We start from the raw sequence: 24103 nt of genomic DNA, 5'->3' as shown, positions 1-24103 counted from the left end.
TTCGGTGTTCAAATCAGAATATTTAGTTAAATCTAAATCCTGTGTTAAAAAAATTCCGATCATTCAAGTCGCAAGAGTATCTTATGTGCCATTCCATGTCCTATCATCAATCGTGTATCGCCGGTTTTGATTAGAATCATTCCATTAGTTCCGGTTGACTGGAGCACTTCCATTTCACTTCCTATATGCAACCCCATTCCGCTGAACCGCTCACGGAATCCTCTGCCGCCCCTTACCGCGATTATCCTGGCTTTCTGACCCTGGCGCAGTTCATTCAAGCTAACAGAATGGCTGTGTGCTCTACTTCTTCGTCCGTGCATCTTTTTCCTGTTTCTCTTTACATTCCTCGCATGGATCAATCTCATCGGGTATTTCTTTGTGTATGAATCCGATTCCTTCAACCCACTTTTTTCCACCATATTTGCATTCTCTCTCGAAATCGAGGTACTGGACGAATCTCTTAACAACCTCGTCCGGAATAATATGCTCTATGCTGCATGCGCATTTGTTGGCAATATCACAATCTATCGAGAGTACGGTAGTGAAGAAGTCACGGAACACCTCATGCTTCCATGCGATTTGCTTCGCTATTTCCCTGCCTTCGGGCGTCAATGTGATTATATCGTACGGAGCATGATTAATAAGACCTTTATTAACAAGTATCTGAAGGGCATTTGTAACCGAGGAATTAGCTACATCGAGTACCTTCGCGATGTCGGTAGCTCTTGCCGCAGTTTTTACTTTAATCACATTGTAGATAGCCTCAAGATAATCTTCAAGACTGGAACTGAGTTCCATTTTAATCAATACCTTTCGAATTAGTTTTATGTAATATCTTTAGCCTAATCTAACTTACTGAATCAACGGAAAATGTCAAGCTGTCTCTTTGGGGTCGGACGTAACTTCTGGTCACTCACCAGCTCTAAATTGATCGCAAAGGGGCCAAGAAGTACCTACTATGGGTCGAACAGCCAGGTCGAGCGAAGGCAGGTGTTTTACCTACAGAACCGATAGCACAGAAGCCTGTTGCTTCCACGATAGTTCGACCGTCAAGCGTCCGTTTCGGGAGACATCAGAAAATCTTGACTGCTATTGAGAATTTGCAAAACGGAGTGCTATTCTGTTTCTGGAATCTTTGTCCATATCGTTGCCATAGAATCTCAAAAACAATTCTTTTCTAAGGTCATCAGGAGAAATATCACTGTTTCTCTGCAGAATCGAGGCTCTGACTATAGTTCTGGCGAAGGTAAACATTGAGCACCCTATTACTAATCTTTCTTCCCGGGGCTTCTCCATCATCATAGCTCTTGTCTTTGCTTCCATCACCGGATTTGTATCAAGCATCAATTGCCTTTCGGTAAATGTCCTGCAGGTTCATCTCCTCTACCCAGTGGTCTATATAAGGAATATCAAGATTGTCTACAGAGGACAATATGTTTTTTACATCACCTATCTGCAGCTCTGATTGGGTATCCTTTGCCCACCAGAGTTTTGACAAAATCAAATCCTCGGGGCTCACAATCCGCATTGACATTCCCTCAATAACAACCTGCTGTCTTCTTTGAAACTCTGTGAGTCGATATGGAGACGGTTTTTTTACTATGAAATCAAGTTTCACCACATATTTATTATGGATGATATTAAACATCTCGTGATTGATTATGGCTTCCTTTATTGAATCGGGATAAAGGAAAAAATCATTTTCAAAAAGATCAATAAACACGGAAAGATCTTTTCGATGAAGTTCAATCACGATATCAATATCTCTGGTCATCCTTGGGAAAGCATAGTAGTTCATGGCAACGGATCCTGTAATCATGTATGCGATTCCCGCCCCATTCAGAGCATGCGTAACAATACTCAGTACCTCTAACTCCTCATTCATATAATCCTCATTGAGCAACGGGATAATTGATTTTCCGCAATTCCATGACCTGCTCACAAAGCAGCCCAGTCGTCCCAATAAATCTCCAATTCCTGCCTGAAACTGAGCATACCACCTGAGAAACCACCAGTCAAATATCGTCCTGCCATGGAATGTAATCCGCTTCGGGCTTTTCCAAATCAAATAATTTTGAAAAATATCTCAGACGATGCTAGGCAATCCATGTAATTCTCTGGATGGATCCGGACAATACCTGATTATACTTTACATCTCTGCCGATTCCTGGATAAATATCCAGTGAAATTATTTATACTTCGGAACTTTGCTTACTGAATCAATTTTACAGGTAATATATACTTGACATTTTGTATGAAATATATTACATTCGTCTTTGTGTTACCGCACTCTAGAAAAACGGAGGTCTAAGATGTTGAACAGGCACGAAAAACTTGCGATTTTTAATCTCTCTATTCTTGCAGTCGCCATTCTGCTTTTCTTCCTTATCTGGCAAAACATGGGAATCAGCCGGGCATATGCTGGGTTCGCGGTATTTGGTTTTCTGGGCATTGGTCATCTGATCTTCCTGCGAAAGAAGAGTCCTTCGGAGGTAATAGAAGATGAACGCGATGCCTCTATAAAGCTAATGTCTCTAAAAGGTGCGCTTTCCTTTGTCTTTGGGTATTTCGTTATCACATCCTTGGTGATTTACTACAGCCATCTTGATGCTGGAGTTGTCTCCATTGATTATTTCCCTTTGTTTGTATGGATTGGTTGGGCTTTACTGGTTCTGGTATCTTCTATTATTACCCTAACACAGTATCGACGAGGCACAAACTGTGGAATCTGCTAAACTACAAAATCAAATCCGACGTTTACGTTTTGAGCACGGTGAAATGACACAGCAGAAACTGGCTGATCTCGCTCATGTTACACGACAGACCATCATTGCCCTTGAGGCATCCAGGTATAACCCATCTCTCCTGCTTGCCCTGAGGATTTCAAAAGTGTTTGGAGTGTCTGTTGATGATGTGTTCCAGTATCACGAATAGGCAGTTGTATCGAAAAAACCCTTGTGATTGAAGGCATGGAATACTATCATCTTCGTGGTAAGCTTGAAATTAGAACATAAAGCAATACAAAACAATTGGCTGTAGAAGAATTTCGAAAGAATACTGGCTTTAGTGATGCAATCTGCAAAGCCCAAGTGTTAGTTTAATGGAATAGCTTTAGATTAATCCAACTTATTGAATCAACGAAATAAGGTCAAGTTGTCACTTTCGATCTTCTCCTAACTTATCAGCCTTTCGTTTTCTTGACGGCTGAATTCTATTGTTAAATTGATGCAGATTGATTAGAATATCTGTCACGGTTGAAGAACAATCAGTATGTATGTAAGATATGCTATAGTCTTTAGATAGCGCCAATTAAACTGGAGGTAAGTACTATGTCCGCTAATACTCTGGCGTCTGTTGAGGAAATCGTCGGCAAGTACGATAGGAATCGAAGTCAATTGATGAATATTGTACGCGATGTACAGGATGAAATGGGGTACATCTCCGAACAGGCGCTCCAGTCTATAGCCGGGGAGCTGGGAATACACAGGGTGGAAGTCCAGGATATGGTAAGTTTTTACCACTTGCTTTCCAGGCGGCCTCAGGGGAAAACGGTAATTCGTCTCTGTAACGCCGTGGTGGAGAAAATGCACGGCATGGAGGATGTTGCTGTCGCCTTTGAGAAGGCAGTTGGTGTGCCCTTTGGATCAACCAGTGATGATGGCGCTATTTCACTGGAATATACATCGTGTATAGGTATGAGTGATCAGGCACCTGCGGCCCTGGTGAACAGTACCGTGGTTCCCAATCTGAAAGTAGAAGATGTTCCGGGTCTGATTGAGTCAATCCGCAAGGGTGATTACGCGAAGAGAATGGAAGAAACTCCGCTGTACAACCGGGTTGAGAATAATCTTATCAAGAGCGGAGAAGTGATCTTCGCTCCCATGGAACATGGGGCAGCTATCCGTGCAGCAATTAACAAATCGCCTGAAGATGTGATTAACGAGATAAATATCTCCAGGTTGCGTGGAAGAGGAGGGGCCGGTTTTCCCACCGCCATGAAGTGGGATTTCTGCCGCAAGGCAAAAGGCGAAGCCCATTACGTGATCTGCAATGCCGATGAGGGCGAACCGGGCACCTTTAAAGACCGTGTAATCCTTACCGAGGTCCCTGATCTGCTTTTCGAAGGCATGACCATTGCCGGCTATGCAATCGGAGCTGAAAGCGGCACGGTTTATCTTCGCGGGGAATATGAATACCTTTATGGTCACCTCCAGCAGGTACTCTATCGCCGTCGCCATCTTGGTCTTTTAGGAGAAAATATCTGCGGCAAGGAGGGTTTTAACTTCGATATAAGTATTCAGCTCGGTGCCGGCGCCTACGTGTGCGGCGAAGAATCCTCTTTGATCGAATCTTTAGAGGGAAAACGGGGAGCTCCAAGAGATCGTCCTCCCTTCCCGGTGACCAGCGGTTACTTCAATCAGCCTACCTCGGTCAATAACGTGGAAACCCTCTGCTGCGCAGCGCGTATTCTGGAGAAAGGCGGTGAATGGTTCACTGAACTGGGAACCAGAGATTCCACCGGCACGAAGCTGTTGAGCATTTCCGGTGATTGCCCGCATCCTGGAGTATATGAAGTTGAGTATGGCTTAACCGTGGATGATATCCTTTCCATGGTCGATGCGGAAGATGCCCAGGCGGTACAGGTGGGGGGAGCGTCCGGAAGCTGTATTGCCCCAAAAGACTACGGACGGAGTATTTCTTTTGAGGATCTGCCCACAGGCGGCTCGATTATGGTTTTCGGCCAACAGCGCGACCTTCTTCAGATTGTTAGAGAATTCACCGAGTTTTTTGTTGAGGAATCGTGCGGCTGGTGTGCTCCCTGCCGGGTGGGCACTACACTTCTGCTTAAATATCTGGATAAAATCCTGCAAGGCCATGGAGCCAGGGAGGATCTGGTAAAGCTGAAAGAACTGGGAAATACTATTACAATGATGAGCCGCTGCGGGCTGGGTCAAACAGCGGCTAATCCAGTACTCACTACGCTGAAGGATTTCGCGTCTCTTTACAATACAAGAATAAACGATACCGATGCTATTCCGCTTTTTGATTTTGAAAAGGCAATTGCCATGTCCAGCGAAATAACCGGGCATCAGTCCACGGTGGAGGTAGAATAGGTATGAATGAAAATACCGTAACGATGATTATCGATGGTCGGGAGATTCAAGCCAATGCCGATCAGACAATTATGCAGGCCGCAGATAACGCGGGAATCTACATTCCCCGCCTTTGCTATCACAATGATCTTGAACCCGGAGGCCACTGCCGCATATGTACAGTCAAGGTAAACGGCAGAGCTTGCAGTGCCTGCACCTTTCCGGTAGCTGACGGGCTGGTAATTGAAACCGATACCGATGAACTTAATGAGGCACGTCGGAAGGTTGTTGAGATGCTCTTCGTGGAGGGGAACCACTTCTGTCCCTTCTGCGAGAAGAGCGGTAACTGTGAGCTGCAGGCACTGGCTTACCGTTTAGGCGTTATGGCTCCCACCTATCCCTATCTCTACCAGCGGAAAAAGGTGGATGCTTCACATAAAGATGTCTATATTGATCGTGATCGTTGTGTTCTCTGCGGGCGGTGTGTCCGTTCTTCCAGGGATCTGGATAAAAAGGTGGTTTTCGGCTTTGAGGGCCGCGGTATTAACACCAGTATTGCCATCGACACGGAATATAACCTGGCCGCAACAGTTCTTGAAGCGGCTGATAAGGCGACTGAAATGTGCCCTACCGGCAGTATTGTGATCAAGCGGAAAGGCTATGAAATGCCTTACGGCACCAGACTTTACGATAAAGAGCCTATTGGCTCGGACATCGAAAAGAACAAGGCAATAAACTAAGGTAAGGATGGAAATATGTCTAAACCGAAAGTAGCAACAGCTAATTTGACGGGATGTTTTGGTTGTCATATGTCACTTTTAGATATTGACACTCGAATACTGGAATTGATCGAGCTTGTTGATTTCAACAAATCTCCGATAGATGATATAAAAGAGTTCTCCGGACCAGTCGATATCGGTCTCATTGAAGGAGGCTGCTCTACAGATGAAAATGTAGAAGTGCTGCGTTCCTTCCGCAAGCATTGCAAAGTGTTGATAGCCGTTGGGGAATGCGCTCTAACCGGCGGCATACCCTCAATGCGTAATATGGTGCCTTTGAAGGAGTGCCTCGATGAGGCTTTCCTGCAAGGTCCTACAGTCGTGGATGGCGTTATTCCCAATGATCCGGACATCCCCTTGCTTCTGGACAGGGTATATCCCTGCCATGAAGTGGTCAAGATAGATTATTTCCTGCCGGGATGCCCCCCCAGCGCTGACGTTTTCTGGGCCGCTCTAACTTCCCTGCTGAAAGGCGAGGAACCGAGCCTGCCATACGAACTGATCAAGTACGATTGATTTCGTAGTCATAGTATAATGGAGGTCGTTTAATGACAACTATGAGTAAGAAAAGAAAAATTGTAATTAATCCGGTAACCCGTGTTGAGGGACACGGCAAGGTTACCATTCATCTTGACGAAGCAGGTCAGATAGAGCGGTCCCGGTTCCACATCGTTGAATTCCGCGGTTTCGAGCGCTTTATACTCGGCCGTCTTTACTGGGAAGTTCCTGTGATAGTTCAGCGACTTTGCGGAATTTGTCCTATAAGCCATCTGCTCTGCGCCGCCAAGGCCATGGATGTAATCGTTGGCGCGGATAAGCTTACTGCTACCGGCGAAAAAATGCGCCGCCTTATGCATTACGGACAGATCTTTCAGTCCCATGTGCTCCACTTCTTCCATCTTTCTTCGCCTGACCTGCTCTTCGGGTTTGATGCTCCGGTGGCCAGGCGCAATATAATCGGCGTGGCCATGGAATACCCGGAGATCGCTACAAAAGCGGTGCTCATGCGTAAATTCGGTCAGGAGATCATCAAAGCCACGGCGGGAAAGAAGATACACGGCAACGGCGCTATTCCAGGTGGAGTGAATAAGAATCTTTCAATACCCGAGCGTGATGAGTTCCTGAAAAAGATCGATGAAATGATTGAATGGTCCATTGAGGGGTTGAACCTCTTCAAGGATATATATAAGAAGGATGAAGCCAGATTATCATCTTTTGGAAGTTTTGAGTCAAATTTTGTCAGCATAGTAAGAGAAGACGGCGCATTTGATCTCTACGACGGAAATCTGAGGGCCAAGGACGCGGACGGTAATATCATTTTTGATCAGGTTGAACCCAAGGATTACCTGGATTATATCCGCGAGGGAGTGCGCAGCTGGAGCTATATGAAGTTCCCCTTTATCTATCCTCTTGGTCAGGAAAAAGGCTGGTACCGGGTGGGGCCACTTGCAAGGATAAATAACTGCGACTATATGGATTCGCCTATTGCTGAAAAAGAGCGTCAGGAGTTCATGGAGCTGGGCAACGGCAGACCTGTTCATTCTACACTGGCCTACCACTGGGCACGTCTGATCGAAACTATCTACTCCGCGGAAAAGATGAAAGAACTTCTGAATGATCCTGATCTTCAGGGTAATGATCTGGTTACAAGGGGAGAACGCCGAAATGAAGGTGTGGGTTTTCTGGAAGCTCCCCGAGGAACTCTCTTTCATCATTACAGAGTTGACGACAATGACCAGGTGACGATGGCGAATCTTATCGTTTCCACAACCAGTAACAATGAGCCCATGAACCGGGCGGTAAAAAGTGTTGCAGAGGAGTATCTGGCCGGACAGGAGATAACAGAAGGCCTCTTGAATTGTGTAGAAGTGGCCATCAGGGCCTACGACCCTTGTTTGAGCTGCGCAACGCATGCCCTGGGCCAGATGCCACTTGTGGTGAGTTTATTCGATGCTGAAGGAAAAGAGATATCGAAGAGGATTAAGGATTGAGCAAAAACCTTATTGAAGCTGCGCCTGAGGGCAAACGCGGGAAAATACTGGTTTTGGGCTATGGGAATCCAGGCAGGGGCGATGACGGGCTTGGCCCTGCCCTGGCCGACAGGATTGAAAGCCTGGACCTTACCGGTGTAACTGTAGATGCGGCATATCAGTTGAATATTGAGGATGCGGCAGCAGTAGCAGATCATGATCTGGTCATATTTGTCGATGCCGCAGCAACAGGTAAGGAACCTTTTTCTGTCAGAAGGCTGACTCCGGCAGCTGATATAACTTTTACCAGCCATCTGGTTAGCGCGGAATCAATTCTGGCTATAAGCCAGGAGGCCTTCAGCAAAGCTCCCGAGTGCTGGCTGATCGGAATCAGGGGTTATGAGTTCGATCTTTATGAGGTATTTAGCGAGAAGGCTGAAAGAAATCTGTCTGCAGCTTTCTCTTTTATCACCCGGAAAATTGAAGGGTGGAAGGGAAGTGATATGAGTAATACTGTGGAAAAAGTAATATTGATTATTGATGATGATTCGGATATTCGTTCATCGATGAGGATAATGCTGGAGGCCTCCGGATTTTCAGTTGGCGAAGCCTCAACGGGCGAGGAAGGTCTTAAAATCGCCCAGCGAATTGAGCCTGACGCAGTGATCGTTGATTTGATGATGGAAACCGTTGACGCGGGCAGTAAATTCTCTCAAAAGCTCAAATCCTCCGGTTTTGAGGGGCCGGTCTATCTGTTAAGCTCTGCCGGTGATTCTGTAAGGTTCAATCTCGATACCAGAGAACTCGGACTGGCCGGGATATTTCAGAAACCCGTAGATCGAAATACGCTGGTTACCACCTTGAAAATTAAACTGGGAATTAACTGAATACACAAAACTATGCGCATGGAAGAAGCATCTGTCCTTTATGAACAGTAATATTAAAATATCGGGATTCACATTCGTAAGGGATGCTGTCCGCCTTGATTATCCCATAGAGGAATCCATCAGATCAGCGCTTCCCATAGTCGATGAGTACATAGTCAATGTTGGCGACTGCAGCGATAATACACTGGAAGTGATCAGAAGTATCCCGGATCAAAAAATAAAAATAATCGAGACCGACTGGAACCCAGACAGATTTGTGGATGGCGCAACAATTGCCGATCAGACCAATATCGCCCTCGATCAATGCCGGTATCCATGGTGTTTCTATCTTCAGGCTGATGAGGTTGTTCATGAAGATGATTATGAAAAAATAACAGGCACCATAGAGAAGTACGACTCAAGAGACGATGTGGATGGGCTTCTTTTCCAATATAACCACTTCTGGGGTGATTACAGCAGGGTCCATAGAAGCCACAACTGGTACGACAGAGATATCCGGGTTATCAGGAACAGCAGAAACGTACGAAGCTGGAAAGATGCGCAGAGCTTCAGAATAGATGGTAAAAAACTCCGGGTTGTCGATTGCCGCGCACGGATATACCACTACGGATGGGTTCGTCATCCAGAGGTGATGAGAAAAAAAACGATAGTAATGGACAGTTTCTACCATGATGATGAATGGATGAAAAAAAAACATTCAGATTCAGGTAAACCCTGGGACTACGGCCCCTTGAGCAGAATTCCTCTTTTTAAAGATACACATCCTTCCGCGATGCAGGAGCGGATCAGAAACAAGAACTGGAAAGCGGAGGATTACTCCGACCAGAACAACCCGCCTGACCACGAACACCTCCGACTGTTGAGCAGGGTTCACTCGGCCATCGAAAGACTGATAGGAAGAAAGATAGGCGGCTATTCCAACTGGATACTGGTTGAATAGCACGTAATCCATGCTTGGATAGGTTAACATACTGACCGAACAGATATTATATAGTAGATTACCGAAGACAAATCAGTTCTTAAATCCACACGGAGGTAAATCGATGTCCGTACCATTCCTTGACCTGAAGACACAGTACAAACAGATAAAAGGCGAAATCGAAAATGAACTCACTGAAGTTCTTGATACCTGCTATTACGTTCTTGGCCCCAAGGTTGCCTCTTTTGAAGAGAAGTTCGCTGAAATAACCGGAACCAGGTTTTGTGTCGCTGTATCCAGCGGCACCGCAGCCGTGCATCTTATGATATGGGCAGCAGATCTCCCCACTGGAAGCGGTATCATCGTTCCTCCAAACACTTTCACCGCATCTACAGAGGGGATTGTGCTGGCCGGACATATTCCTGTATTCGTGGACGTAGACAGAGATACATTCAATCTTTCCCCTGAAAAAGTTGAGAGTTTTCTTGAATCCTGTTCGGAAGGAGGCAGACCCATCGATCCGAAAACGGGAGCGGAGATCAGGGGTATTCTCGCGGTAGACCTTTACGGACAGCCTGCCGAACTGCCGGAGCTTGAAAAAATCTCAGAGCATTACGGTCTTCTTCTTTTTGAGGATGCCTGCCAGGCTCATAACGCCTCAAGAAACGGAAGACCCGCGGGCAGTTTCGGCACAGCCGCGGCATTCAGTTTTTATCCCGGGAAAAACATGGGAGCTTTCGGTGAAGGCGGAGCTGTAACCACAAACTCCGAAGCTATCGCCGCGAAAGTAAGAGCACTGCGGGATCACGGTTCAAGGGAAAAATATTACTACGATTATATAGGACACAACTACAGAATGTCGGCCTTCCAGGGTGCAGTTCTGGGCGTAAAAACCAAGTATATCTCACAATGGAACGACAGAAGAAGAGAAGCCGCGTCAAGGTATAACGAACTCCTTTCAGATCTTCCCGTTGAGCTTCCTGTAGAGAATGGAGATGTAAGACATGTGTACCACCTCTATGCCATTCATTTACCGGAAAGAGATTCCCTGAGGAACTTCCTGAGTGACCGGGAAGTTGCTTCCGGTCTTCACTACCCACTCCCACTGCACGTGCAGAAGGCTTACAGCTACCTGGGATACGAAGCAGGTGATTTTCCAGTAGCGGAATACAACAGCACGAACAATGTTACACTGCCCATGTTCCCGGATATTACGGAAAGCCAGCAGGATACTGTGGCTGCGGCCATGATATCCTACTTCTTGAAGAAGGACTGATTTGCCTCTCAGGCGTACTTGCTATTTAAACCGCCTGTACTACTTCACACTCCTGATAAGCGATTGTCTAATAATCGCTCTATCGATTCTGTTCGCGATACTGATACGCTTCGGCTCTCTTGATACAGCAACAGTGTCATTCTCGGCAATTGCTGGAACGTGGGTATTCCTGACCATAGCTGAAATACTGGCCATGATGGTGGAAGATCTTTACGTGATTAGAACAACCGTCAACAGGACAATGAACATCTTCAGGACGATAAGAACGATAATTACGATTTCAGTTCTTTTCATCGTTGTTCTCTTCCTCGCACACTTCCCTACAAACGTATTCATCTGCAGCAGACTGGCGGTTTTCATATTGATGATACTGTGGCTTACGATGACAGTAATTGACAGGCTGCTGATTATCCCAAGAATTTTCCCTCGCCTGCTGAGAACTCTGGGGTTCGGAAAGATAACGATAGTACTATTCGGCACGAATACTGTATGTAAGAAGATTAGATCAACATTTCTGAAATCTCCTGTTTACCAGCGACTGTTTGAATTCAAGATATATTCACAACCTCTGCCGGACAATCCAGACGAACGATACACCAGATGTATGGAGATTCTGAAAAATGAAGGCGCCACGGAACTCATCATGGTGTTCAATGAGGAAGACTTCGATTCAATTGCCCGTTTTTCACTGCTTACAAGGCGTGCCGGAATTCCTTTCTCAATATACTCAAGGAAAATACTGGAATTGGGTTACTTCGATCCATGGATAACAATCGACAGGTACGCCGCTCTTACATTCTGCAGCAGAAAATGGACAGGAATTGCAAACGCTCTCTGGCGCGCAAACGATATTCTAATTGCCTTTGTGGGTCTGCTGGTCTTCCTGCCTTTCATTGTTGTCATTGTTCCCGCCATTGCGCTAACAAGCCCCGGCGGGGTTCTTTTCAAACAGACAAGAATCGGCTACAGGAAAAAACCCTTCAGTTTTCTGAAGTTCAGATCGATGCGTATCGATGCTGATGACAGGAGGAGTGTACATAAAAAGTATTTCATGAAGTACGTGAACGGAGACGCAGCCTCAAAATCGGAAAACGTTGAAGTATTCAAGACCATCAGTTCGAAGGCTGTTACTTCGATTGGAAGAATTATCAGAAAAACATCAATGGATGAAATCCCGCAGATTCTGAATGTGCTCAGGGGTGAAATGAGCATCGTGGGTCCGCGCCCTTGCATAGATTATGAGATGGAACACTATACCAGCGAATGGCTCCAGGAGCGGTTTACAATAAAACCGGGCCTTACGGGAATATGGCAGATATACGGCAGAAGCAGGCTCGATTTTAAGAAATCCCAGTTCCTTGATTTCATCTACGTTCTGTCCAGAACGGACGGCACAAATATAAGGTTTATTCTGAAAACTTTTCCCGTAATACTTTTTGGCAAGGGTGGTCTGTAGCCTGCTCCGCAGCTAATCTGACTCCGGCCCCCTGATAACCCTGGTATGATTAAGAACCCATTCGGCAATGGATTCATCATCAGTGGTTTCTGTAATCCATAAGAACATCTGTGTCATATGGCGTTTTTGAAAAACCAGCGTGGCTTCATCCAGTTCAACAGCTATCCCGATAATGTCCCACCCGGCAACTATACTGTCCATCGCTGCAAAGAAAACACCTCCGTAATGCTTCAGCAGGGAATCACCTTCTGCCAGAGAACCTGACATCGAAACTACAAGCATACTGTCCTGCAGAAAAGCTGAATGAACAGGAACGCCAATTGCCTGAAGATCAGAGCATATTTCGCATGCTGCTACTGATGTGATCAGTATGGTAACGAATATAGCTTTCAAACTGAAACTCTTTTCCAGAATGGGTCAACTCAACTCGGTTGTTAATCTACCAATACCTTTCCAATCTGAAAAGACCCTTATCCGTGATTCTTGAAACTCCTTCGAAAAACTCCTATATTCCAACTACGATGAAAATATTATTTTTTGCATTGATTCCTGCTATTGTACCTTATCCGTTAAACGCGGTTGGTCCCCGGTTGCCCGAACCGCAGACTATGCAGCTTATAATGAATCTTGACAGAGAAATATCCGGGCTGCTCGACGCCTACCTTGAAGCAGTACCGGAGTGTCCTGTTTATCCTGACACACCTGTCAGGCTTTGGGTTCTGGATCTTGCCTGGCTCCGGGCGGAAGCGGCCATTGACGAATTTGAAAAACTCAACACAGGAGCGACATTCTCGGACAGCACCGCAGAAGCATGGTCGGCTTATCTGCTTTCTTCAAAGGAATACCTTAGAGTGTTTTCGGTAATCCAGGGTACTTACCATCAAGCGGGTGTACCTGAAAGCACTGTCTGCATAGAACTTGAAAGCGAACTTCTTAGTATCGACTCTCTGTGGCGCATCAATGAAACTGAATTATTAGAATTATTCGTGGAAGAGGAAGCTAAATGAAAAGTACGAAAAAAGAGGGAACCTGGGAAACTAAAACAGGGCTCGCCCGGATGCTTAAAGGCGGCGTGATAATGGACGTTGTCACTTCGGAGCAGGCTTCAATCGCACAGGAAGCGGGAGCTGTAGCAGTTATGGCGCTTGAAAGAGTGCCCGCGGACATTCGTGCCCAGGGGGGCGTGGCCAGAATGTCAGACCCCGATATGATAAGAAGTATCCAGGAAGCAGTTGATATTCCTGTCATGGCGAAATGCAGGATAGGGCACTTCGTCGAAGCCCAGATACTTGAAGCTATGGATATCGATTACATCGATGAATCTGAAGTCCTGACCCCGGCAGACGAAAAATTCCATGTGAACAAACACAATTTCAGTGTGCCTTTCGTATGCGGAGCCACCAACCTTGGCGAAGCTCTTAGAAGGATAGGTGAAGGCGCGGCTATGATCCGCACGAAGGGTGAGGCGGGAACAGGCAATGTGGTTGAAGCTGTCAGGCATGCCAGAGCTGTAACCGGAGCCATCGCCAGACTAAAAGTTGCACCACCTGAAGAATTGATGACCATCGCAAAGGAAATGGGTGCTCCATACGACCTTGTAAAATATGTCCATGAAAACGGATGCCTCCCTGTTGTGAATTTCGCGGCAGGAGGAGTAGCTACTCCAGCGGATGCGGCTCTGATGATGCAGCTGGGGCTGGATGGAGTCTTTGTTGGCAGCGGTATATTTAAAAGCGGTGAGCCTGAAAAACGCGCAAGAGCAATTGTAGAAGCGGTAAGCCGGTTCGATTCACCGAAAGTGCTTGCTGATATTTCCAGAAATCTTGGCGAAGCGATGGTGGGCATTAACATTTCCACAATCCCCGATGAAGAACGAATGGCTGACAGGGGCTGGTAAACCTTGCCTTCGGTTGGAGTCCTGGCTCTTCAGGGCGGAGTAGCGGAACATATTGCAATCCTCACAAAACTGGGGTGCGAAGTTCGTGAGATTCGAATCCCGGCTGATCTGAAATTAATTTCGGCTCTTTTCCTTCCAGGGGGAGAATCAACCACACTTATCTCTCTCATGAACAGGTGGGAACTTACGCTCCCATTGATAGAAATGGGAAACAATGGTTTTCCCATCTTCGGCACCTGCGCTGGAGCTGTTCTGCTTTCCGGGGAGATAAGCGAAAAGGAGCATACTGTTAAACAGGATAGCCTCAGACTTGCCGATGTTAAAGCTGTCCGGAATTTTTTCGGCCGTCAGGCAAGCAGTTTCGTTGAATCCATAGAAGTTACAGGCCTTAATGAACCTTTCAAAGGAGTTTTTATCAGAGCTCCCCTTCTTCTACCTCTATCCAAAGATGTGAAAATTCTGAGCCGGATCGAAGATGGCCCGGTTCTGTTACAACAGGATAATCTGTGGTTGTCATCGTTCCATCCGGAATTGACTCAGGACAGCAGAATACACAGGCTCTTTCTTGAAAGTAATGGAATTCTGAAAGGAAAGAAATAATGCCTATTTACGAATATCTCTGCACTCGATGCAATACGATTTTTCAGTTCCTCGTCAGACATCCCTCAGATAAAACATCTCCAGTCTGCCCCAAATGCGATAGAAACGACAAAATGGAAAGGGTTATGAGCGCATTCTCCGTGAAAAGCGGATCATCCTCAATTGAAAGTATGGCTGATGACCCTTCAATGGCGGGACTTGATACCGAAGATCCAAAAGCCATGGCAAAGGCCATTCGTCATATGGCCGATGAAATGGGAGAGGATCTGGGGACTGAGGTTAACGAAGCTCTATCAAGACTGGAAGCCGGAGAAGATCCCGAAAAAATCGAAAGGGATCTTGAGGAATCGGGCTTCGATACGGGGGAAGGTGGTTCTCCTTCAAGAGCACCGGGCCTTTACGAAGCCTGAACCGTATTCAGTATATCACTGAAAACAACCGAGCCTTTCCGGGATCGGGATAATCCCACCACTGCCATACATATACCATTCTTCCATTGAATCCTGCCGGCAGATGAAATTCGCAGTTCCGTAAGCGGGAGTGCCTGTTAAGTCATCAGGACCTATGAAAATTCCAAATTTTCAATAGCCATCCATACACTATCAACGGGAGAATATTAATAGTAAGAAGGCTGTTCCACAGGATTGCTACAGGCAATTAATATCAAGATTGGAACAAGAACCAAACATATTACCGTAAAGGAATAATTTCTGTAATATTGACAATCTTTTTTATTGTTAACCACCTTTGATCGCTATATCATAACTGAATAAAGTGATCGCGGAAAATCCACTTTCCTATTATTCAGTCAGGACGAACCTAAGGCTTTCATGAAAATCCTCACCATTCAGCACGCAAATGTAGATACCGGGAGGGATATTCTGAATACGAACAGTGCTGATTCCAGCTTCGTACTGTTTCTCCGGAACGTTAAGGACCCTTCTTCCCGAGAGATCATATACGGAAAGTGCCATGGTCATCGGATTTTCACAAGTCAGTATAACTGAGGCGAGGTCTGAGAGGGGATTGGAGGAAACCGAGAGTATTCTCATGTCCTCTAGGTCACCTTCGCCGATTCCCAGCTCATCCCAGGTCAGCTGTACGAAGGAAAGCCAAGGGGTAACGCAGAAATCCGTAGTTTCCATGTTAACTCTGTACTGGAAGTATTGCTCCCCGTTTCCCACCACAGCACCCACCTGTACAGGGGAGGTATAAAGTGGTTCAGACCAGTTACCCATCTCGGTATGGTCATCTGAAGTTCTTATCTGCAAGTAGAGTACCGTTCCTGCAGGGACCTCGGATTGCCATGTGAGGGTCTGATAGTCGGTCGAGATTACATCGGTATCAAGAATACTGGATTCAAGATAACCATCGGATGAATAACCGTCCTCACTCAGATCCCACCATGTTATTTTTCCGGACAACTTGCAAGTAACCAGGTCATTCTTTCCGTCTCCATTGATATCGGACGGATGAACTGACCATGGAGAATTTGCAGCGGGTGCGAATGTGTGTATGGCCCAGCTCTCTCCGATCCCATCCATATTTTCGCACCAGAAAACCCATCCGCCTGAACAATGAACCAGGGAACAGATGTCGATGTCACCATCCGCGTCGAGATCAGCGGTATGAACATCAAACAGTGCATTGCCCCAAGGTATACTGAGGTGAGCAACGGCTACTTCCGTCCATGCACCTCCAAGTCCATCGTCGTTCCTAAACCAGACAACATCGTCATCCGTTGCGGATACTGCGGCAACATCGAAATCACCATCACCATCGATATCTCCCGCATGCATTGACTGTGGATTCACTATAGAAGTGCTGATGACATGCTCTATCCATGTCGTACCTGTGCCGTCCTCGTTTTCCCACCAGTACAATTTATTATTGAGACATTCCAGTCCAATGAAATCCAGGTATCCATCGGAGTTTATGTCGCATGGATTCCCGCATATGGCACCTAGCATGTTATGGGCGATACCATGTTCCACCCAGGTTTCCCCGATTCCATCGATGTTCTCACACCAGAGGAAAGTGTCGAACCACCATGAAGCCAGAGCAAAATCGGTATCACCATCCCCATCCATATCAGCACACTCGACCCATTCGGCCTTATCGCAGGCGAGGTGTTCTTCCCATTGGGTTCCAGTACCGTCGGTATTGGACCACCAGCACACGGATTCATCTCGGCCACCGGCAGCGACATCCATTGTACCGTTGCCGTCGATATCTCCAGAAACCACGGATTCACCTAAAGGAAACCCAATATCGATCACGTGTTCGTCCCATGAGGAGCCTGCCCCATCGAGATTCTCCCACCAGAGTACCTGTTGAGTTCCGCCCATGTAACCGAAGAGAGCTATGACATCCTCATCTCCGTCACCGTCGATATCAGAGGAAAAAACGGAAACGGGTTCGTCATTTGATACATCGATTAGAGTTCTCTCTGCAGCCGATAGAAGAAGCTTGGGGAAACTCGAATCACCGTCACACCAGAAGCATATGCCGGATGACTGATAGAAAGTGTGACCCCACCAAGTCAAAACAGGGCCCGGAACTCCTCCGCCATTACGCCAGCTGATCTGCGTCGTATCTGCACCAGCAATGCCTGCGACTAGAAAAAGAATGCTTGTAACAACAAAATACTTGTACATCGGTTACCTCTTTTCAAATACCTCGAACCAACCGTCTGCCAATGACCAGTGAGTTTCTCCCTTTCCGAATAGTAGGAAAGTGGATTTTCCTCAATCCCATACCTGCTTCGTTCCCTTCCTGGGAATATGGGTAATTAATCGATTGATCTCAATGACCGGGGTCGTGACTCGATACAATTACCAGTGTTCCGGGTACTGTATTTCCGATTCGCTGATTTCTTCCGAAAGCAGTTTATTCCTGAGTATTCCAAGGGAATCATCAATTGAACTTCTCCTTCAAGAGCACCGGGCCTTTACGAAGCCTGAACCGTATTCAGTATATCACTGAAAACACCCGAAGCGATCATTTTCGCAACAGCTTCTATATCTTCTGCGAACTGCCTGTCCTCCCGTAGTGGTTCTACCTTCTCCCTTATGGCTTCGTATATCCTGCCTGTTCCTCGCCCATGCTTTCCGCGGTGAATGAATTCCGCCGCCTGGGCAGCGCATACAAGCTCGGTAGCTAAAACGTAGGTTGAGTTTTCGACAACATTCAAAGCCTGGTAAGCAGCTGTAGTACCCATGGATACATGATCCTCCTGAGAGCCGCTCACCGGAATGCTGTCCACACTGGCTGGATGGGATAGAACCTTATTCTCGCTTACGAGGGAAGCTGCGGTGTACTGGGCTATCATGAATCCCGAATTAAGACCGGGATCAGGCGTGAGGAAAGCAGGTAACCCGCTAAGATCAGGGTTCAGCAGCCTCTCAATGCGCCTTTCGGAAATGTCAGCAAGCTCCGCCACTGAAAGGGCAAGGTGATCCGCGGCAAAGGCCATCGGCTGTCCGTGGAAATTGCCTCCGCTTACGAAGGTGCCGTCCTCCATCAAAAGGGGATTGTCAGTAACAGAAGCCAGCTCAATTGACAGGGTCGATTGGATGTAACGCAAGGCGTCTCTGGTGGCTCCGTGAACCTGAGGAACGCATCTCAGAGAGTAAGCATCCTGAACCTTATCGCAGGCTTTATGAGATATCAGTATCTCACTGTCCCTGATTAACGCCAGAAGGTTGTCAGCGGTTTCTATCGCGCCCATATGTGGCCTGAGGCCTATCAGTTCCCTGCTGAAAGGCCGTGTAGTGCCCAGGAGAACTTCAAGGGACATCGCAGCGGCGGCATCCGCGGCATCTGCCAGCCGGCACGCTTCAATGTATGCGAGTGATGTAATGGCTGTCATTGTCTGAGTACCATTTATAAGGGCCAGCCCCTCCTTGGCTCCCAGAGTAACAGGATCCAACCCGATTTTGTCAAGGGCTTCCGCTCCCGAAATGATTTCATCGTTATCCACACACTTACCCTCCCCTATGAGAGGAAGACTCAGATGAGCAAGGGGAGCAAGATCACCGGATGCCCCGAGAGATCCCTTGATTGGGACTGCCGGATAAATATCACTGTTCAGGATTGCAAGCATCTGATCAAGGGTTTCCTCGCGAATGCCGGATCTTCCCCTTGCCAGAGAGGCGATTCTAAGGAACATCATCACTCTGGTGACGGATCTGGAACATATTGGGCCTGTTCCACAGGCGTGACTCAGCAGCAGATTTTTCTGCAGGAGATCAAGTTTATTCGGACTCACTATTGAATTGGCAAGCCTTCCGAATCCTGTATTTACACCGTAAACAGGCTTGCCGCTGCTGACTACTTCTTCAGTTCTTATTCGTGAATTCCTTATAGCAAATCTTGCGTCTTCCGACAGTTCTGCAGACGCTCCCCCGGCGATTCTGAGAACCTGACCCAGTTCTGTTCCTTCTGTTCCGATAATTATCCTGTCCATACATACTCCATCAGCGCGAAAATTATGCGTTTAATATATCAATTTGAATATACCGCTTTCCTGATAGTAATAATATACCGCTCACGCAAATGTGTCATTCTGACTCATGAGCACCTGCATCCAGTTCTTCCCTTGCTGTTACCGATCTCAGCCATACCCATATGACACTGTGCTATAAGTCCTTTTACGATTCGTTTTGTAATAGTACACCAGTTGGCATTTACCTTGCTTAATTTGTGACTGCGAAATTTCGAAATATCCATTAACCAAATCAAGGATTGGAAAGAAGGGAGAAAACACATGGGTAAAAACGCAATTCACCCGCTCTTCGACCGTGTACTGATCAAACGGGAAGAGCCGAAGGAAATGGTAAAAGGTGGTATTGTTATTCCCGATACCGCAAAGGAGAAACCACTCGAGGGTACCGTTGAAGCTGTCGGACAGGGTAAAAGAAACGATAGCGGAGACGGCTTCGTGGCCCCTATCGTTAAAAAGGGAGATCACGTTCTTATAGGCAAATACTCCGGTACGGAAGTTAAAGTACTGGACGACGAGTACGTTATTGTACGCGAGGATGATATTCTCGCAGTGCTTAGCGAATAATTAAGGAGGTATAAAGTATGCCAGCTAAAGAACTCAAGTTCGATCAGGACGCAAGGCACGCCCTTCTTTCAGGGGTTGAGAAACTCTCCAGGGCTGTCAAGGTTACCCTTGGCCCCAAGGGAAGAAATGTTGTCCTCGAAAAGAAGTGGGGCAGCCCGACCATAACGAAAGACGGCGTTACTGTCGCTAAGGAGATCGAGCTACCTGACAAATTTGAAAATGTCGGTGCCCAGCTGATCCGCGAAGTTGCCAGTAAAACCAGCGATGTTGCAGGAGACGGTACTACAACCGCTACACTTCTTGCCGAAGCTATCTATCGCGAGGGGCTTAAGAACGTCACTGCGGGCGCTAACCCGATGTCCCTCAAAAGAGGTATCGATGAAGCGGTTAAAGTAGTAGTCGAAGAACTCAAGAATCTCTCCCGCGATGTTTCCGGTAAGGATGATATAAAACAGGTCGCTGCCATATCAGCCAACAACGATGATATGATCGGCGATATTATCGCTGAAGCTATGGATAAGGCCGGGAAAGACGGCACTATTTCTGTTGAGGAAGCCAAATCAATGGAGACAACCCTTGATGTTGTTGAGGGTATGCAGTTCGATAGAGGATACCTCTCTCCATACTTCGTTACAGACGCTGAGAATATGGAAGTCGTCCTCGAAAAACCTTACATTCTCATTCACGAGAAGAAGATATCCAGCATGAAGGATCTCCTTCCCATACTTGAGAAGATAGCACAACTCAGCAAGCCTCTTCTTATCATAGCCGAGGATATTGAAGGCGAAGCCCTCGCGACACTTGTTGTGAACAAGATGAGGGGAATGCTCCAGGTCGCTGCCGTGAAAGCACCAGGATACGGAGACCGCCGCAAGGCGATGCTCGGTGATATAGCCGTTCTCACAGGAGGCAGGTCTATTACCGAAGATCTGGGAATCAAGCTTGAGAACATTACACTTGATGATCTTGGATCAGCTACCAGCGTCCGTATAGACAAAGATAACACGATCATCATCGACGGTAGCGGCGAGACAGTCGACATCCAGGGCAGGATCAGTCAGATCCGCAAGCAGATAGAAGATACAACTTCCGACTACGACAAGGAGAAACTGCAGGAACGCCTTGCCAAGCTCGCGGGTGGAGTTGCCAGGATAAACGTCGGCGCGGCAACCGAGACCGAAATGAAGGAAAGAAAAGCCAGAGTTGAGGATGCTCTTCACGCTACCCGGGCAGCCGTTGAAGAGGGTATCGTTCCCGGTGGCGGAACAGCCCTGCTCCGTTGCGAGAAGACACTTGACGGGCTCAAGCTCAAGGGTGAAGAGGCTGTAGGTGTGGACATCGTCAGAAAAGCGTTGTCCGAGCCTCTCAGGCAGCTTGCCATTAACGCAGGTCTTGAAGGCGCAATAGTCGTTGAGAAAGTCAGAAGCCTTTCGAAGGATCAAGGTCTGAATGTACAAACGAACGAATACGGAGACATGTTCAAACAGGGCATTGTCGATCCGACAATGGTCACAAGATCAGCTCTTCAGAACGCCTCGAGTATTTCGAGCCTTCTGGTAACAACCGAATGCATAATTACAGAAATACCAGAACCCGAACCACCTGCCCCTGCCGGTGGCGGCGGTATGGGCGGTATGGGCGGAATGTACTAAAAGACGTTCTACCGTTAATAAGAGAGAACCCCGGGCAAATGCCCGGGGTTTTTCTTTATTAATGATGGACGCAAAATCCTCCGTCACTTATTTTCTATTCCGGCGGCACCAGGTTCATTGGTACGCTCATGGGAATATTCTCAACCTGTTCACTTGATGCTCCGAAGCTCAGGGACTGTACTGCAGCCCTGACAGCAGGTTGTAATGAGGACAAGCTTCCAGCTGCTGAAACACTTATTCCAACAACAGATCCGCTGGGTGTAATTGAAAAACTTATACTGATAGTCCCACCGGCCGAGGGATTGTTTCTCAGAAGATCTTCGTAAGCACGCTTTACCCTCATGTTGATCATATTGATCTTCCGCCTGATATCTGTCATGCTGCGACCCTGAACACCGATTTCTGAACTCGATGAATGGGTGGAGAAGGATACTTCAGCTGCCCTGTGAACTGCTTCAACTTCGCTGGAGGATACTCCTTCAATACTTGCGCTGGGGCCGCCGCCACTACCAATAAGACCACCGATACCCCCTGAACCGCCTCCGCCGGCTCCTGCAATCACTGCTTGCCCGCCTCCTCCGGACGCGAGCCCGGCTCCGGTAGCCGCAGCCGACTGCAAATCACTTGCGATGCCTGCGGAGCCGCCGGTGCTTCCGGTTCCGTATGCGGCAAACCCTATGCTCTGAAGAACGGCTTCACCTGCGGCCGTACCGTCAGATACACCATTTGATTCACCGCTTCCGGCTCCTCCGCCGCCTCCGGAACCAGCTTCAACAGTTTCCTCGCCTATGGTCATGTCTGTTACTATCTCCTCGCCAACACCCTCGGTCTGTCTGGTCTGGCTGGCAAGTGTAGCTACCCTGGCGGTTGGAGCTCTTCGAAGCTTCTGCTCTTTGGTTTCTCGGATCACGGTAACAAATCTGTCAAAGACCGAGCCTGTTAGAAGGGCAATCGCAAGACCAAGCCCGAATACTACCGCAATTCTGTTTGATTCCTCACGGTTCCCCTTCATCGCCAGCCCATCATGAGGTCTGGATGCAAAATTGTCCCAGTCGTATTCAGGGGCAACGTACTTCTTCCTGGGAAGTTCGGCTTTGGGCTCAGGTTTTTTCAGAACTTTCGGAGGTTCTTCGAAACTGAAGAATACCTCTGTATTTCCAAGGGTGAAGACGCCACTCACATTCTTATCGAAAACCCATGTGTAGGAATCTCCCTGTTTCTCCTTCTCCATGAGGTTGCGCTCAATTAGTGTATGGAAAGGTATGACACTTCCTTTAACTTCTACTCCGCCTTTGATTCCGGGGATTAATCTTAAAAGATACTTGCTATTATGAGGCTCAAGTAAAGTATGAATTCTTGGAAGTTTAATGTTCTTCACCGTTACGGTGTTGTAGTCGGCTTCGCCAACTGTCATTAAACCAGCGTTGGGTACAAGTTCTGTTTTTCCATTAGTATCTTCAATGGTAATTTTAAGAACCCTGTTATCGGGTTTTTCCGCCTTTATACTCGCAGCCTTTGCGGCTTTAACCTTCTTCTCTATTTTTTCCTGCGGTTTAGCTTTCGGCTTCTCCGGGGGAACAATGAACCCGAAATGGATCAGAAATGGGCCTACATTGATCTGCCCCTGGTCCAGATATTTGATATTGAGAAGATATAATCCATCAGGGTCAACAGGGAATATTCCCAGATCCCGCATATCAGCGAATTTGAGAACCGCGCCGTCCCCGGATTCGATTGAAGCGTCCATATCGTCTGAAAGCCTGAGAATCCAGGTTTGAGTATCTTCGCCAGGTGTAATGAATAGCATACTGTCAGGGAGGTTGGCTCCCTCAACAATAATGTTATTATTGTATCCGGTACCAATCCTAACGGATTCCCTGCCTGGAATCAGCTTGTTAACAATTTTGCCATCCTGCATAATGGCAATCGCGAGTACTTTTTTTGCTTTTTCCTTTTCAGGTGTCATTCTTCATCGCCACCTTCCACCTTGATTACGGTCAGATTCTGGGTGGCGTAACCAGCCTGGGCGCAGCTGCTCATGACCCTTTGAAGAAGAATAGCCTGCGTCGCAACGTCTCCCTGAATGTTGACCTTCATTTCCTCCGTATCTGTTATACCACGCATCTGCCTGGTATATTCCAAATGGTCGGAAAGTCTATCCACAAGGATTGGAATGGGATTGCCTTCACGCATTATTGATTCGTCAACGAATACAATAGGTTCTCCGTCTACGACTATAGCATCATTGGTCACAATTATCTCCAGATTCAGCTCAATTTTTTGCTCTGCTCTGGACTCGGGCAACGTAAGTGCGTCACTTACGGTAACAATCTGCCCTTCCGCGCTGTAACTCTTAAGCAGGAAAACTACAAGAATAGTGAACATATCTATCATTGATGTAAGATTCAGTGTTACTTTCTTATCCTTACCCCTTATAACTGCCTTGCTTTTTTTGTATCCGAGCATGAGAGGAAGATGCCGTTTGGTTGGCGCACTACTCATG

Annotated in this window: 25 protein-coding genes; 16 read left to right on the top strand and 9 right to left on the bottom strand. The window is 47.1% G+C overall.

The window, feature by feature from the left end:
* Positions 1 to 59: 59 nt before the first annotated feature.
* The 4 genes from K8S15_04390 to K8S15_04375 all read right to left on the bottom strand — a co-directional run bounded on the left by K8S15_04390 (position 60) and on the right by K8S15_04375 (position 1963).
* Entirely contained in the window at positions 60 to 320 is a 261-nt protein-coding gene (locus tag K8S15_04390) for a ferrous iron transport protein A (protein ID MCD4775274.1), read from the bottom strand.
* Positions 301 to 807, bottom strand: a complete 507-nt coding sequence (locus tag K8S15_04385; GenBank protein MCD4775273.1) for a metal-dependent transcriptional regulator — start codon at positions 805 to 807, stop codon at positions 301 to 303. Before K8S15_04385 ends, K8S15_04390 begins: the two co-directional genes overlap by 20 nt.
* A gap of 282 nt (positions 808 to 1089) precedes the next feature.
* Positions 1090 to 1344, bottom strand: a complete 255-nt coding sequence (locus K8S15_04380) for a hypothetical protein (protein ID MCD4775272.1) — start codon at positions 1342 to 1344, stop codon at positions 1090 to 1092.
* Entirely contained in the window at positions 1337 to 1963 is a 627-nt protein-coding gene (locus K8S15_04375; protein MCD4775271.1) for a hypothetical protein, read from the bottom strand. The genes K8S15_04380 and K8S15_04375 overlap by 8 nt, the downstream gene beginning before the upstream one ends.
* A 349-nt stretch (positions 1964 to 2312) precedes the next feature.
* On the opposite strand from K8S15_04375, the gene K8S15_04370 reads away from it, so the two are divergent.
* From K8S15_04370 to K8S15_04325, 10 genes are all read left to right on the top strand, one after another.
* Positions 2313 to 2735, top strand: a complete 423-nt coding sequence (locus tag K8S15_04370; GenBank protein ID MCD4775270.1) for a hypothetical protein — start codon at positions 2313 to 2315, stop codon at positions 2733 to 2735.
* A complete protein-coding gene (locus K8S15_04365; GenBank protein ID MCD4775269.1) occupies positions 2722 to 2934 on the top strand; it encodes a helix-turn-helix transcriptional regulator in 213 nt (70 codons plus the stop codon). Before K8S15_04370 ends, K8S15_04365 begins: the two co-directional genes overlap by 14 nt.
* Positions 2935 to 3329: 395 nt before the next feature.
* The gene (locus K8S15_04360; GenBank protein ID MCD4775268.1) at positions 3330 to 5114 is read left to right on the top strand and encodes an NAD(P)H-dependent oxidoreductase subunit E; all 1785 of its coding nucleotides are present in this window, start codon (positions 3330 to 3332) and stop codon (positions 5112 to 5114) included.
* A 2-nt stretch (positions 5115 to 5116) separates the two neighbouring features.
* Complete coding sequence (locus K8S15_04355) at positions 5117 to 5833, top strand: (2Fe-2S)-binding protein (protein MCD4775267.1); 717 nt, start codon at positions 5117 to 5119, stop codon at positions 5831 to 5833.
* Positions 5834 to 5848: 15 nt separating this feature from the next.
* Positions 5849 to 6388, top strand: a complete 540-nt coding sequence (locus K8S15_04350) for an NADP oxidoreductase (GenBank protein MCD4775266.1) — start codon at positions 5849 to 5851, stop codon at positions 6386 to 6388.
* Between the two features lie 41 nt (positions 6389 to 6429).
* Positions 6430 to 7863 carry a Ni/Fe hydrogenase subunit alpha gene (locus K8S15_04345; protein MCD4775265.1) on the top strand — a complete coding sequence of 478 codons (1434 nt, stop codon included), beginning with the start codon at positions 6430 to 6432 and terminating at the stop codon, positions 7861 to 7863.
* Positions 7860 to 8729, top strand: a complete 870-nt coding sequence (locus K8S15_04340) for a hydrogenase maturation protease (protein MCD4775264.1) — start codon at positions 7860 to 7862, stop codon at positions 8727 to 8729. The genes K8S15_04345 and K8S15_04340 overlap by 4 nt, the downstream gene beginning before the upstream one ends.
* 40 nt (positions 8730 to 8769) lie before the next feature.
* Positions 8770 to 9669, top strand: a complete 900-nt coding sequence (locus K8S15_04335; protein MCD4775263.1) for a hypothetical protein — start codon at positions 8770 to 8772, stop codon at positions 9667 to 9669.
* A 103-nt stretch (positions 9670 to 9772) separates the two neighbouring features.
* The gene (locus tag K8S15_04330) at positions 9773 to 10924 is read left to right on the top strand and encodes a DegT/DnrJ/EryC1/StrS family aminotransferase (protein ID MCD4775262.1); all 1152 of its coding nucleotides are present in this window, start codon (positions 9773 to 9775) and stop codon (positions 10922 to 10924) included.
* A gap of 1 nt (position 10925) precedes the next feature.
* Positions 10926 to 12380, top strand: coding sequence for a sugar transferase (locus K8S15_04325; protein ID MCD4775261.1), 1455 nt, complete (start codon positions 10926 to 10928; stop codon positions 12378 to 12380).
* Positions 12381 to 12392: 12 nt separating this feature from the next.
* Here K8S15_04325 and K8S15_04320 read toward each other — a convergent pair whose 3' ends face one another.
* Positions 12393 to 12773, bottom strand: a complete 381-nt coding sequence (locus tag K8S15_04320) for a hypothetical protein (protein ID MCD4775260.1) — start codon at positions 12771 to 12773, stop codon at positions 12393 to 12395.
* Positions 12774 to 13000: 227 nt separating this feature from the next.
* Between K8S15_04320 and K8S15_04315 the strand changes: the two genes are divergently transcribed.
* Genes K8S15_04315 through K8S15_04300 form a run of 4 tightly spaced genes read left to right on the top strand, consistent with a single transcriptional unit; the run spans position 13001 to position 15287 of the window.
* On the top strand, positions 13001 to 13387 hold the full coding sequence (locus K8S15_04315; GenBank protein ID MCD4775259.1) for a hypothetical protein: 387 nt from the start codon (positions 13001 to 13003) through the stop codon (positions 13385 to 13387).
* Positions 13384 to 14277, top strand: a complete 894-nt coding sequence (gene pdxS, locus K8S15_04310; GenBank protein ID MCD4775258.1) for a pyridoxal 5'-phosphate synthase lyase subunit PdxS — start codon at positions 13384 to 13386, stop codon at positions 14275 to 14277. The genes K8S15_04315 and pdxS overlap by 4 nt, the downstream gene beginning before the upstream one ends.
* Before the next feature lie 3 nt (positions 14278 to 14280).
* The gene (gene pdxT / locus K8S15_04305) at positions 14281 to 14877 is read left to right on the top strand and encodes a pyridoxal 5'-phosphate synthase glutaminase subunit PdxT (GenBank protein ID MCD4775257.1); all 597 of its coding nucleotides are present in this window, start codon (positions 14281 to 14283) and stop codon (positions 14875 to 14877) included.
* Entirely contained in the window at positions 14877 to 15287 is a 411-nt protein-coding gene (locus K8S15_04300) for a zinc ribbon domain-containing protein (protein ID MCD4775256.1), read from the top strand. The genes pdxT and K8S15_04300 overlap by 1 nt, the downstream gene beginning before the upstream one ends.
* Positions 15288 to 15677: 390 nt before the next feature.
* Here the strand turns inward: K8S15_04300 and K8S15_04295 are convergent, their stop codons facing one another.
* Together K8S15_04295 and hutH are read right to left on the bottom strand one after the other, a co-directional pair.
* On the bottom strand, positions 15678 to 17534 hold the full coding sequence (locus K8S15_04295) for a T9SS type A sorting domain-containing protein (protein MCD4775255.1): 1857 nt from the start codon (positions 17532 to 17534) through the stop codon (positions 15678 to 15680).
* Between the two features lie 293 nt (positions 17535 to 17827).
* Entirely contained in the window at positions 17828 to 19345 is a 1518-nt protein-coding gene (hutH, locus tag K8S15_04290) for a histidine ammonia-lyase (protein MCD4775254.1), read from the bottom strand.
* Between the two features lie 300 nt (positions 19346 to 19645).
* Between hutH and K8S15_04285 the strand changes: the two genes are divergently transcribed.
* Complete coding sequence (locus tag K8S15_04285; protein ID MCD4775253.1) at positions 19646 to 19948, top strand: co-chaperone GroES; 303 nt, start codon at positions 19646 to 19648, stop codon at positions 19946 to 19948.
* 17 nt (positions 19949 to 19965) lie between these two features.
* Positions 19966 to 21600 carry a chaperonin GroEL gene (gene groL, locus K8S15_04280; GenBank protein MCD4775252.1) on the top strand — a complete coding sequence of 545 codons (1635 nt, stop codon included), beginning with the start codon at positions 19966 to 19968 and terminating at the stop codon, positions 21598 to 21600.
* A 94-nt stretch (positions 21601 to 21694) separates the two neighbouring features.
* On the opposite strand, the gene K8S15_04275 is transcribed toward groL, so the two are convergent.
* Together K8S15_04275 and K8S15_04270 are read right to left on the bottom strand one after the other, a co-directional pair.
* The gene (locus K8S15_04275) at positions 21695 to 23566 is read right to left on the bottom strand and encodes a hypothetical protein (protein ID MCD4775251.1); all 1872 of its coding nucleotides are present in this window, start codon (positions 23564 to 23566) and stop codon (positions 21695 to 21697) included.
* Entirely contained in the window at positions 23563 to 24102 is a 540-nt protein-coding gene (locus K8S15_04270) for a biopolymer transporter ExbD (GenBank protein ID MCD4775250.1), read from the bottom strand. Before K8S15_04270 ends, K8S15_04275 begins: the two co-directional genes overlap by 4 nt.
* Between the last annotated feature and the right edge of the window lies 1 nt (position 24103).

The organism is Candidatus Aegiribacteria sp. (assembly GCA_021108005.1).
Lineage (GTDB): Bacteria > Fermentibacterota > Fermentibacteria > Fermentibacterales > JCC-6 > Aegiribacteria.
This window is presented reverse-complemented; position numbering and strand designations above follow the sequence as displayed.